The sequence below is a fragment of the Halomonas sp. ANAO-440 genome (genome assembly GCF_019915905.1).
Lineage (GTDB): Bacteria > Pseudomonadota > Gammaproteobacteria > Pseudomonadales > Halomonadaceae > Halomonas > Halomonas chromatireducens.
This window is the reverse complement of sequence record NZ_JAHXBV010000008.1, coordinates 18,276-31,195: the sequence shown is the minus strand read 5'-3', so window position 1 is coordinate 31,195 and position 12,920 is coordinate 18,276. Positions and strand designations below refer to the sequence as shown.

Below are 12,920 nucleotides of genomic sequence, written 5' to 3'. Positions count from 1 at the left end.
GATGCGACTCACCTCGATTCGCCTGAGCGGGTTCAAGTCCTTCGTCGACCCGGTCACGGTGCCCTTCGATGGAAACATGACCGCCATCGTCGGGCCCAACGGCTGCGGCAAGTCGAATATCATCGACGCCGTGCGCTGGGTCATGGGCGAGTCCTCGGCCAAGACCCTGCGCGGCGAATCGATGACCGACGTCATCTTCAACGGCTCCACCGCGCGCAAGCCGGTGGGGCAGGCCGCCATCGAGCTGCGCTTCGACAACAGCGACGGCAGCATGGGCGGCCTCTACGCCCAGTACGCCGAAATCGCGGTCAAGCGTCAGGTCTCCCGCGACGGCCAGTCCGCCTACTTCTTCAACGGCCAGAAGTGTCGTCGCCGTGATATCGCCGACCTCTTCCTGGGCACCGGCCTGGGTCCGCGTTCCTACGCCATCATCGGGCAGGGCATGATCTCGCGCTTGATCGAGGCGCGTCCCGAGGAGCTGCGCGCCACCCTGGAAGAGGCCGCCGGGATCTCCAAGTACAAGGAGCGCCGCCGGGAGACCGAGAACCGCATGCGGCGCACCCGCGAGAATCTCGAGCGGCTGGACGACATTCGCGAAGAGCTCGACAAGCAGCTGGAGCGCCTGCGGCGGCAGGCCGAGGCGGCGCGGCGCTACCAGACCCTCAAGACGCAAGAGCACCGGCTCAAGGGTGAGCTGGCGCTCTTGCGTGGCCGCGCGCTGCGCGCACGGCAGGGCGAGGAGGAGGGCCGTGTCCGCGAACTGGAAACCGCGGTGGAGCGCGAGATCCTCGGCATGCGCCAGTGCGAGACCCGCCTCGAGGAGGCTCGGGCCGGCCATGACCGCCTGGCCGAAGAGCTGGAAGCGTGTCAGGCGCGGTTCTTCGAGACCACCGGCGCCATCGCCCGGCTGGAGCAGAACCTGGAGCACGCGCGCAGCCGGGAAACCCAGCTGGGGCGCGACCTGGAGAGTGCCCATCGCGAGCTGGCCGAGCTGGACCGGCTGGGTGAAGAGGACCAGGCGCGGCTGGCAGGGCTTGACGAGCGGCTCGAGCGCCTGGGCCCCGAGCAGGAGGAAGTCGCCGAACAGTTGGCCGAGATGGAGGCGATGCTGGAAGACGCTGAGCCGGCTGCCGAGGAGGCCGAACTCGCCTATGAGGCCTTCAGCGAGGGCTGGCGGGAGGCCAGCCGCGCAGCCGAGCGCGCGCAGGATCGCCTGCGCGAACTGGAAGAACGTCTGGCACGGCTGGACGCCGACGAGCAGCGCCGCCGCCAGCAGCAGCAGGAGCTGCCGGACCTGGCCGAGCTGCAGGCCCGGCGGGGCGAACTCCAGGAGCGACTTGCCGAGTTCCAGCTGGAGCAGGAGAGCGCCGAGGCGCGGCGCGAGCAGCTGCAGGAACAGCGCGACACGGCCCGCGCCGCCGCCGCCGCGCTGGAGCAGGGACGCGAAGAACAGCGTGCCCGGCGCAGCGTGCTCCAGGGTGAGCTCGCCTCGCTGGACGCGCTGATCCAGGCCGCTCTGACCGATCCGGACGAAGCGCTGGCAAGCCACCTGGCCGACCACGGCCTGGGCGATGCCCCCCGGCTGGGGGAGTCCCTGACGGTCGACCCCGGTTGGGAAGCCAGCGTCTCCTGGGTGCTGGCGCCGTGGCTCAAGGCGCGGCTGGCCACACCCGACACCTTTCAGGCCGCAAGCGCTGCGCCGCCCGCCGAACTGGGTGCGCTCTCCCCTGATACCGTTGGTGAGCCGCAGTCCCATAGCCTGGCGGCAAGGGTGCGTGGCGCCGGAGCCGCTACGGCCTGGCTGGAGGCGATTCGCTGCGTGGAAAGCGATGCCCAGGCCTGGGGGGAACGCGAAGGCCTGGCCGCAGGCGAGAGCCTGATCACGCCGCAGGGGCTATGGCTGGGGCGTGACTGGATACGCCACCGCGGCCAGGGCGCAGGCCCTGACGCACTGCTGGTCAGCCGGCGGCGTCGGGAAGAGGTCGCCGCGGAGCTGGACGAGGTCGAGACCCGACTGGTCGCCCAGGACGCCGAACTGGCCGTCGAGCGCGAGCGGGTCGAGCAGGCCGAAGGCGCCCTGGAAGGCGTACGCCACGATGAGCGCCGCCTGGCCACTGAGCATCAGCAGCTGGCGGTCCAGGACAGCGGCCTGGCCAGCCGGCTCGAGCATCTGCAGGGGCGTGCCGCTGAACTGGTCGAAGAAGTCGAGCGGCTGCGCGAGAGCGGTGAAGAGACGCGGCTGGCCATCGAGGAGGCCCGTGAACAGTGGCAGCAGGCCATGGCGAGCCTCGAAGAGGGCGCCGAGCAGCGCGAGCGGCTGGAGCGCGAGCGCAGCCAGAGCCGAGAGCGGCTTGCCTCGCTGCGTGCCCGCCAGCGCCCGCTCAACGAGCGCGCACAGCAGCTGGCACTGGAACACCAGCGGCTCTCCACCGAGCGGGCGGGCCTGGCGGAACAGCAGGGGCGTGCCGGCGATGTCCGCCAGCGCCTTGCGGACCGCTGTAGCGAACTGAGCGATGCGCTGGAACAGCTGCGAGAGCCCGACGAGGAGCAGCGCGAACGCCTCGACGACCTGCTGCACCGGCGTGAAGGCGACGAGCGAGCGCTCAATGAAGTGCGCGGCCGTGCCGCCGAGCTGGCCGAACGGCTGCGCGAAGACGAGCAGGCTCGCCAGGGGCACGAACGCAACCTGGAAGGGATCCGCGAGCGCCTCCAGGAGTCACGCATGCAGGTCCAGGCCCTCGCCCTCAAGGCGGAAACCCAGGACGAGCAGCTCAAGGAGCTGGGTCATGAGGTTGCTGCCCTGCTGGAGGTGCTGGACCCCGAGGCCACCGAATCCGCCTGGCAGGCCCGGCTGGAGGAGGTCGCCGAGCGAGTCCGCCGATTGGGTGCGATCAACCTCGCCGCCATCGAGGAGTACGACCAGCAGGCCGAGCGTCGCGACTACCTGGAGGCCCAGCAGGCTGAATTGAACGAGGCGCTGGAGACGCTGGAGAAGGCGATCCGGCGTATTGACCAGGAAACCCGTACCCGTTTTCGCGACACCTTCGAGCGGGTCAACCAGGGACTGCAGACGCTTTTCCCCCGAGTCTTCGGCGGTGGAACCGCATGGTTGACGCTCACCGGGGATGATTTGCTGGACACCGGCGTGGCGATCATGGCACGCCCTCCCGGCAAGAAGAACAGCACCATTCACTTGCTCTCGGGGGGCGAAAAGGCACTGACTGCCCTGTCCCTCGTCTTCGCTATCTTTCAGCTCAATCCTGCCCCTTTCTGCATGCTCGACGAAGTGGATGCACCGCTGGATGATGCCAATGTGGGACGCTATGCCAAGTTGGTGAAGGACATGTCGGATTCGGTGCAGTTTATCTATATCACCCATAATAAGATCGCCATGGAGGCGGCGGAAAGGTTGATGGGTGTTACCATGCAGGAGCCCGGCGTTTCACGTCTGGTTGCGGTAGGTGTCGAGGAGGCCGCCGCGCTGGCCGAGGCCTGACAGGGCTTGCAAGCGTGGAAGAAACGCGATATCAGAATGTATATCATGGTCTGATCACACTATCGAAGTGTGAAATGACAGGGAAAGGCGCAGGGTCGATTGGACTCTCAAGCGATAATGCCGGGGCTTGACAAATAAAAAAAGTGGCCCTTTTTTAGGCAATCGCGCTATGCTGTTGACGGACATCCATCCGGCATGGCGCCCTAGTGATAGGCAAGACGACCCATGGAACTTAGAGAATGGCTGATCATTCTGGGGCTGGCACTGGTGACTCTCATCGTAGTTGATGGGGTACGTCGCCTGAAACGCCAGCGCCGAGTGCCCCGCCTGGACCAGGTAGGGGAACAGAGCAACCACGGTATCGATGACGCAACAGCATCGTCCGAGGCTGACACCAATTGGGAACTGCCCAACGGTGGGGCGCGTGTCATCAGCCCTGCCAGCTATGACCAGGGGCAGAGCAAACCCAAGCCCAAGTTGAAGCGCCAGGAGCACCCCGGCCCTTCTCGGGTGCTGTCTGGCCTGAAGGCTGCGAGGCACGCGCCCGAACGGCCCGTGGCAAGCCCGCCGCCGGCAGCGGCGTCGCCACCGCGTGACGACGTCCAGACGCCCGCTCGGGCCGAGTCATCGCTCGATGCGACAAGCACCAGGGGTGCGTCGCCGTTGCCCAGCGAGCCCACTCGTCGCGACACTGCACTCACACGCGATCAGCACGAACGAACGCCTGCCGCCAGCACCGAGCCCACGCTCGGTGAACCTGCGCCCAAGGAAGTGGAAGCGCCAGCCGAGCCCAGCGTGCAACCGACCATGCAGGCGCGTCAGCCAGATCCTGCTGCCGCTACGTCGCAGCCCTCTGACGGTGCCGAAACGGATGTGCCGCGTCGCGAGCCGACGCTCTCGGCGCTGGACGATGCCGAGCCCCCCGCCGCCATGGCAGCCGAACCGCTGGCAGCCGATCCTCACGATCACGAAGCGTTGCATGATGACGACGAGCGCTACCGCCTTGTCGACCTGGAGGGCATGACGGATTCGCTCAAGAGCCGCTCGCGGCGCATGGGTCATTCAATGCAGCGCTTCGGCGCGTCCATGCAGCAGCGCCTGGCCAAGCGGCGGGAAGAGAAGCAGCTGGAAAAGTCGCGCCGTGAGCAGGCGCGTGCAGAGAAGGCCGCCCAGGATGCCCAGCGTCGCCGTGAGGCCGAGGCCGAGCAGGCCGCCAGGGACGCCGAGCGCCGCCGCCTCGAAGCCCAGGCGATCGAGATGGCCGACGACGACGATCCACTGTTCGCACCCCCGCGGGCGCGGCAACAACAAGTGGCAGAGCGTGACGATCTCACCTTCGAGCCGCAGCCGTCCGCTGCCGAGCAAGACTGGAACGGCGAGCCGGATGGTGCCATGTTCGACGATGACGTGGTGCGAGCCCACCCGACCCTGGCCAAGGCCCTGCGGCACGACGTCAATGCCGAGCGCGCCCGGGAAACCCTCAGCCATTCCGATGAGGTTATCGTCATCAGCGTGCTTTCCCGTGACGAGCAGGGCTTCTCCGGCGAGGCGCTGCTGGACCTGATGCTGGCCTGCGGCCTGCGCTACAGCAGTGAGATGGGTATCTTCCATCGTTTCGAGACCGAGGACCCGGAGAGCGAGCTGCAATTCTCCATGGTCAACGTGATCAAGCCCGGGACCTTCCCCATCGAGGCCATGGATGCGTTCCGCACGCCTGGCGTCACCCTGCTGATGCCGCTTCCCGGCGCGCTGGACACGGCGGCAGCCTTCGAAGCGATGGTGGAAACCGCCATGGTTATCGTGCGCAACCTGGGTGGCGAGCTGAAGGACGAGAATCACAGCGTCATGACGGCCCAGACCGTGGAGTTTGCCCGCCAGCGCGTGCAGGAGTTCGAGCGCCGCAACCGCCTCAATCGCTACCAGGTAAATTGACGCCTGACCGAGTACCATGCCGCACCCACCGACAACCCCGTGAGCAATCACGGGGTTGTCGTGTTCACGGCGGCAGGAAATCAGCTTCGAGATACAGAGACGCATGAACCAGCCCGAAAAGAAAATCCTTGATGAAGTCGCCACGCTGCGCGCCGAACTCGACGACGCCAACTATCGCTACTACGTGCTCGATGAGCCGCGCATGACCGACGCCGACTACGACCGTCGGCTGCGTCGGCTCCAGGAACTTGAGGAGGCCTACCCCAAACTGGTCAGACCCGACTCGCCCACCCAGCGAGTCGGCGCTGCCCCCGCTGAAGGCTTTCCTAAAGTGGCGCACGCCGTGCCTATGCTGTCGCTGAACAATGCCTTCGCCGAAGCGGAACTCAAGGCCTTCGTCAAGCGCCTTGGCGATCGCCTGGAGAGGGACGGCGACGAGCTGGCCTTCTGCTGTGAGCCCAAACTGGACGGCGCCGCCGTGTCGCTGGTCTACGAGCGGGGCCAACTGACCTCGGGTGTCACCCGGGGCGATGGTCGTACCGGTGAGGGCATTACCTCCAACCTCAAGACTTTGAAATCAATCCCCCAGAAGCTGCGTGGCAAAGAGTGGCCCGAACGACTGGAAGTCCGTGGCGAGGTCACCATGCGCCACGCCGAGTTCGAGGCCATGAATGACAAGGCGAGGGAAGAGGGCGGCAAGGTCTTCGCCAACCCGCGCAATGCCGCCGCCGGCAGCCTGCGCCAGCTCGACCCGCGTATCACCGCCACCCGCCCCCTGGAGTTCACCGCCTATCAGCTTGTTCAAGAGATGGCGAGCCTTGCTAATATCGATACTCCTACTCACAGTGAGCAAATGTCGCTTCTCCGTGAGTGGGGGTTCCGTGTCAATCCCGAGTTCAAGGTGGTGAAGGGCGCCTGCGGGGTGATCGATTACTGCCGGGATCTCGGCGAAAGGCGCGATGCCCTTGGCTACGATATCGACGGAGCGGTGATCAAGGTCGACAACCTGCGCCTGCAGCGCGAGCTGGGCTTCGTCGCCCGGGCGCCGCGCTGGGCGATCGCCTATAAGTACCCGGCTCAAGAGAAGCAGACCACCCTGAAGGATGTGAAATGGCAAGTGGGGCGGACTGGTGCATTGACACCGGTGGCTAAGCTGGAACCTGTAGAAGTGGGTGGTGTTACGGTCAGTAACGCCACCCTGCACAACATGGGAGAAATCCTTCGGCTCGGCCTGCGGATAGGTGATGTCGTCAACGTTTACCGGGCCGGTGATGTTATTCCTAAAGTTGTCCGTAAAGTGTCGCCTTCACGTGATATTTCCCGGAATCTACAACGGCGTGGGACTTCGCTTCGACGGCAGGGCCCTTCGCTACGCCGGAGTCGGCCCGCTTTGCGGCGCTGGCTGAAGCATGGCTCTCGAAAGCCCCCCGTTATTGCCGGTTTGATGCGTATCACATCGCCCTCAAGGTGCCCGGTGTGCCATTCGCAAATCGAACGTCTCAAGGGCGTAGCAGTGGCACGCTGCTCCGGTGGGCTCTACTGTAGTGCCCAGCGCAGGGAGGCGCTGAAGCATTTCGCCTCGCGTCGGGCAATGGATATCGACGGCCTGGGCGAGAAGCTGATCGATCAATTGGTCGAGCTCGATTGGGTCAAGACACCGGCTGACCTTTTCCGGCTCAAGGCCGAGGATCTGGCAACGCTTCCTCGCATGGCGCAGAAATCCTCCGACAACCTGGTGGCGGCGTTGGAAAAGGCCAAGCAGACCACTCTGCCGCGTTTCATCTTCGCCCTGGGCATTCGCGAGGTAGGCGAGGCCACCGCCGCCAACCTGGCGCGCCACTTCGGCACCCTGGATGCCCTGATGGAGGCCGAGGTTGCCGACCTGGAGGCCGTCGAGGACGTGGGCCCCGTGGTTGCCTCCCACGTGTACACCTTCTTCCGGCAGCCCCACAATCGCGAGACCATCGAGGAGCTGCGCTCCCTGGGCCTGACCTGGAAAGAGGAGGTGGTCGGCGATCGTCCCCAGCCCCTGGCCGGCCAGACCTGGGTGCTGACCGGCACACTGGAAAGCATGACCCGCGATGAGGGCAAGGAGCGCCTCCAGGCGCTCGGCGCCAAGGTGGCCGGCAGCGTCTCGAAGAAGACCGCCGCCGTGGTGGCAGGACCCGGCGCCGGCAGCAAGCTCGCCAAGGCGGAACAGATGGGGGTGCCGGTGCTCGACGAGCAGGGCTTCCTGGAACGCCTCGAAGCCTGGGAGAGCGGCAAGGAGGCAGCGCAATGAACGACGGCCGCTTCATCGAGGTGCCTTACCGCATGCTGCCGCCCGAGACCCTGGAGGCCCTGCTCGAGACCTTCGTCACCCGGCAGGGCTACGACACCACCGACACTGGCGAGGGCATGCGCGGCTGGGTCGGTGAACTCAGGCAGCAGCTGGAGCGGGGCGAGTTGCTGATCGCCCACGACCTGCAGACCGAAACCACCGAGGTGATGACCCTGGCCCAGTGGCGCGCCTTCGGCCGCGACCTGGCGGATGACGAAGAGGAGGGGTGACGTCTTGCGACCATTGTTCAGTCTCGGTGGGCGAGAAATGTAACAGGGAATTGATCCAAATCATTTGATCAATATTCTCAACACCTCGGATGATATTTCTAGTACTTCAGCCGAAATCTCTCAACTAGGGTAGTGGTTTGCTGGCTCCTGTCTCGAAGGATGGGTTTGCAATGCTGACCATGGCTCGATCGCTTTTCACCTGCTTCAGGACCCTCAAGGGGTTCGTGCTGATGGCCATCCTGTCGGCCTCGCTGGCGGTTTTCCTGGGGGTGACCCTGGTGGCCACGCTGCTCTACGAGGATATCCTGGCCCGTCAGGCCGAACAGACTTCCGAGACCCTTGCTCGACAGAGCTTCAATGCCATGCTGCAGGTCATGCGGCAGGGCTGGAACCGGGAGCAGATGGAAGCCTTCGTCGAGGAGACCCGGCGTGCCCACGAAGGCTCCGGCTATCGCTTCGAATTCTATCGTGGCGACCGGGTCGCGGAGCGTTACGGCGAAGTCGAGCAGCCCGACATGGATATCGTCATTCTTTCTGCGCTGGCTTCGGGCGGCGAGCGGGTATGGCGTGAAGATGGTACGGTGCGGCGTATCATGCCGCTGATCGCCCGCTCCGACTGCCTGACATGCCACCAGAACGCGGCCAGCGGCGATGTACTGGGTGTCATCGACATCCAGCACGACATGGCACCAATCAGCCGTGAGATGCGCCAGAACTACGTGGCCATGTTCATCGTCGCCTCCCTGCTGATCCTGCTGCTGGCGGCGGCGATCTCGACCCTTTTCGCCGGTCGCATCCGTGACTCCCTGGATGCCTTCCGCTCACGCCTGGCGGCGGTCAATTCCGTGGAGGATTTCCGACAGCTGGATGTCAGCGATATCGACGTCCACTTCCGCGAACTCGATAGCGCCTACCAGCACGTCAATGCCCTGGTCGGCCGGCTCAAGGACGTGGCTGTCGACAAGGATATCCTCGAGTTCGAGATTCGCCTGCTCAGCAAGTTCATCATCACCTCTGAAGTCGTGCGCGACTGGCGCGAGTTCATCAAGGAGCTGCTGGCGGAGATCAATACCATCATGCCGGCCCACACTCTGGTGACGATATTCCAGGTGGAGGAGGAGGGCTATGAGCTGGAGGTCTTCTGGTATCACGAAGTCGTGGTGGAAACCCGCGAGACCTTCGAACGGATCCTCACACAGCTGGTGGAAGCCAAGCCCCACGGTGTGGGACCCACCGTACTCAAAGTGATTCACCATTCCGTTCACCCCTGTGGTGAAGGGGTTCCCTTGGCGGCGGAACTCACTGCCGAGGATATCCGGCTTCAGACCAAGTCGCTGTTACTGGAGGCACCCAAGATCGGCGGCATCGTGGGTATTGGCGTGCAGTCCGACCTGGCACAGGACCCGATCCGCCACATCGTCATCGAAGGCATCCTGTCGACGCTGCTCAACCTGGTCGGCTCGGTCAAGGCGATCTACAAGTACACCAGGGATCTGGAGTTCTACGCCACCCGCGACCCGCTCACCCAGCTGCACAACCAGCGCATCTTCAAGGACATGCTCAACTACGAGGTGGGCCGCTCGACCCGGCACCAGGATCATTTCAGCCTGCTGATGCTCGACCTCGACAACTTCAAGCACGTCAACGATCGTCACGGGCATGCCTTCGGCGATCAGTTCCTGCAGGCCGTTGCCGAGACACTGTCGGCATCGGTGCGCCCCGGCGACTTCCTGGCCCGCTATGGTGGCGACGAGTTCACCATTATCCTGCCCGAGACCGAGCAGCAGCAGGCCTACTCCGTGGGGCTGCGTATCGCCGACAGTCTGACCAGCCAGGTACTGACCGCCCCGGACGGCTCCACGGTCAGGGCGACCACCTCGATCGGCATCGCCAGCTACCCGAACCATGCCAGCAATCCCCATGACCTCTTCCTGATGGCCGACAACATGATGTACAAGGCCAAGCGGAAGGGGAAGAACTGCATCGCACTGCCGGACAGCGAGGAGGTGGCGGCGGTGTTCCGCGAAGTGGGAGAGAAGAACCAGATGGTGCTCAGTGCGCTCGAGGAGCAGCGCATCGTGCCCTATTTCCAGCCCATCGCCGACGTACGCACCGGCGAGGTGAATATCCACGAGCTACTGATGCGAATCCAGGTCGATGATCGCATCGTGCCTGCCGGGGAGTTCATCGATATCGCCGAGAGCATCGGCGTCATCCACAAGATGGACTACCTGCTGATTGAGAAGGCCTTTGCCCAGATCCATGAGCAGGGCTACGAGGGCATGCTGTTTATCAACTTGTCGCCCAAGTCACTGATAATAGGTGAGTTCATTGGTCATATTCACCAGTTGGCCATCGACTACGACATCCTGCCAGAGCGCATCGTCTTCGAGCTGACCGAGCGCGAGACCGTCAGCAACCTCAAGCTGCTGGAGAAGTTCGTACTCGACCTCAAGCTCGAGGGCTTCAATTTCGCCATCGACGATTTCGGCTCGGGCTATTCGTCCTTCCGCTACCTGAAGCAGTTCCCCATCGATATGATCAAGATCGAAGGGGAGTTCATTCGCAACATGCTCAATGACGAGAAGTACATGGCCTTCGTCAAGAGTATCGTGACCCTGGCCCAGAGCCTGGGAGTCAGCACCGTCGCCGAGTTTATCGAGGATGAGGAGGTGCTGGCCGCCGTAGCGGCGCTGGGTATCGACTTCGGTCAGGGCTATCACCTGGGGCGCCCCGCACGGGACTTCGCCAGGACCTGCCAGGTCCGGGACAGCACCCACGCTGTGGGAACGCCCGGCAATGATGTCATGGACCAGGCTTGCCCTGGATCAGGTCGCGAATGACGCGCCGCCCCGGATGCAGGTGATCCACCAGCGGCCACTCCAGCGGCAGCGGCTCGTCGCAGATTCGCGAGGCGATCAGCTCGGCACACAGCGGCGCGCTGGCCAGGCCGCGTGAGCCGTGGGCAGCGCTGATCCACAGCCCCAGGTGGTGGCGCCCGGGAGTGTCCGGCACCCGAGTGGCGTCCTTGGCCATGGTGGCGTAGTCCTCACTCCAGGCGGCGGCATCGGGCACCGGGCCGCAGTAGGGCGACTTGTCGGGGCTTGCCGCCCGCACCCCCACGCGGCCGGCGAGCCGCTGGGGCGACAGGTCGGCACCGGCCTCGCGTAGCGCCGCCACGAAGTGGGGCAGGCCCCGCTCCAGCTCCGCCAGGTTGGCGGCGTGGTCGGCCTCGCGCTCTGCCGGTTCGGTATCGCCGGGCCCGAAGGTGGCGCCGAAATTGAGCACCCCATCCGCCGCCGGTGGCACATAGCCGCCGGCGCACACCACGCGACCCAGCGCAGGGGCCCCTTCGGGCAGCGCCAGCTGGCTGACCTGGCCGCGTACCGGCTGCAGCGGCAGCGCCGATGTCTGGGGAAACCTGCCAGCCTCGCTGGCGGTGGCGACCACCACCTGGTCGGCCTCGATGCGCTCGCCGTCGGCCAGGGTCAGCGTCCAGCCCGCATCAGAACCCACCAGCTCCGTCACCTCGCCGCGGCGAAAGCCGATGCCGGGTGTCCTGGCCAGCTTCACACACAGTTCCAGCGGCTTGACCCAGGCGGCACCGGGGTAGTCCAGCGCAGGAGTGTCGATCCTGATGCCTGCGGCGGCGCTGGCCCCCTCGGCATCGAGCCCGCGCACCACGCTTTCCGGCAAGGGGTGGTTGTCCAGGAAGCGTGCCTGGCGGGCCTGCTCCTTCTCGCTCAGCGCCAGCTGCAGCACGCCACTGGGTCGCCACAGCGCCTGCCGCGGGTCGAGATTGGCCAGCCAGCGCCGGCTGTGGAGCAGGCCGGCCAGGTAAGCGCGACTCTGCAGGTTGGTCTCCACGGCCAGCTTGACGTAGAGCGCCCCCTGCAGGTGAGTAATGCCCAGCTCGGCCCGGTCGAAGCGGTCGATCAGCGTGACCGAAATGCCGCGCCGAGCCAGGGCGGCGGCGGTGCTGGCGCCGGCGATACCGGCACCGATCACCGCCACGTGGCGCGTCGGGTGTGGCGGCGGGGGAGTGAACCAGGGGGCAGGCTCCCGGCGGGTGTCGACGGGCGGCAAGGCGATCTCGCCGGCGAGCATTTCCCGCTTGCGCCCGATGCCCGGCACCTTGCGCCAGGCGAAGCCGGCATCAACCAGCCCGCGCTTGACGACACCGGCACAGGTGAAGGTGGCGAAGGTCGCCCCGGGCCGGGAGCGTGCCGCCATGGCGGCGAACAGCTCGGGGCGCCACATCTCGGGGTTCTTCGACGGCGCGAAGCCGTCCAGGAACCAGGCGTCTATCCGGCCCTCGAGAAGCGCCAGGCGCTCGGCAGCGTCGCCGAAGTGCAGGTCCAGCGTGACCCGTTCGTCGAGCCAAAGCCGATGCACGCCGGCCACCGGCTCGGGCCATTGGCGAATCAAGCGCTCGGCGCGCCCGGCCAGGTCCGGCCAGGCGGCCAGCGCCCGTTCCAGCTCGCCACGGCTCAGCGGGTAGCGCTCGGTGGACACCAGGTGCAGCCGTGCTTCGGCCGGGGCGTGGGCATCGAAGCAGGCCCAGGCGCAGAGCATGTTGAGCCCGGTACCGAAGCCCGTCTCGCCGATGACGAAGGGCCTGCCGGCGGGCCAGCCGGCGAAGCGGCGGGGCAGGTCGTTGCCGGCGAGGAAGACGTGCTCGGTTTCCGCCCGGCCGTCGTGGCGGGAAAAATAGACATCGCCAAACCGGGTCGACAGCGGGCTGGCTTCGCCGTCCTCGTTGGTCGTCCAGTCGAGGTGGGCGGTCTCGAGACCGGCGAGAGGGGGGAGGGTGGACACGGCATCTCCTGACCAAGCGGGCAGCGCGCCAGGCCTGGCCCGCGCTGCTCAATATGTGATCGATTTCATTTCAGCGGGCTGCCATGGGGGATAGCGGCAGGCATCCGCGGCGTTTCAACAGTGT

6 protein-coding genes are annotated in these 12,920 nt (G+C 65.6%); 5 read left to right on the top strand and 1 reads right to left on the bottom strand.

Going from position 1 to position 12,920, the window contains the following annotated elements:
• Position 1: 1 nt before the first annotated feature.
• The 5 genes from smc to KZO25_RS07190 all read left to right on the top strand — a co-directional run bounded on the left by smc (position 2) and on the right by KZO25_RS07190 (position 10,821).
• Positions 2-3,496, top strand: coding sequence for a chromosome segregation protein SMC (gene smc / locus KZO25_RS07215; RefSeq protein ID WP_223136448.1), 3,495 nt, complete (start codon positions 2-4; stop codon positions 3,494-3,496).
• A gap of 225 nt (positions 3,497-3,721) precedes the next feature.
• Complete coding sequence (zipA, locus tag KZO25_RS07210; RefSeq protein WP_223136447.1) at positions 3,722-5,428, top strand: cell division protein ZipA; 1,707 nt, start codon at positions 3,722-3,724, stop codon at positions 5,426-5,428.
• Between the two features lie 103 nt (positions 5,429-5,531).
• Complete coding sequence (ligA, locus tag KZO25_RS19960; protein ID WP_262488892.1) at positions 5,532-7,709, top strand: NAD-dependent DNA ligase LigA; 2,178 nt, start codon at positions 5,532-5,534, stop codon at positions 7,707-7,709.
• Positions 7,706-7,978 (top strand): YheU family protein, encoded by a 273-nt coding sequence (locus KZO25_RS07195; RefSeq protein WP_066449532.1) that lies wholly within the window; start codon positions 7,706-7,708, stop codon positions 7,976-7,978. The genes ligA and KZO25_RS07195 overlap by 4 nt, the downstream gene beginning before the upstream one ends.
• Before the next feature lie 170 nt (positions 7,979-8,148).
• Entirely contained in the window at positions 8,149-10,821 is a 2,673-nt protein-coding gene (locus KZO25_RS07190; protein ID WP_223136446.1) for a putative bifunctional diguanylate cyclase/phosphodiesterase, read from the top strand.
• Here KZO25_RS07190 and mnmC read toward each other — a convergent pair.
• On the bottom strand, positions 10,784-12,796 hold the full coding sequence (gene mnmC, locus KZO25_RS07185; protein WP_223136445.1) for a bifunctional tRNA (5-methylaminomethyl-2-thiouridine)(34)-methyltransferase MnmD/FAD-dependent 5-carboxymethylaminomethyl-2-thiouridine(34) oxidoreductase MnmC: 2,013 nt from the start codon (positions 12,794-12,796) through the stop codon (positions 10,784-10,786). The genes KZO25_RS07190 and mnmC overlap by 38 nt on opposite strands.
• Positions 12,797-12,920 lie beyond the last annotated feature (124 nt).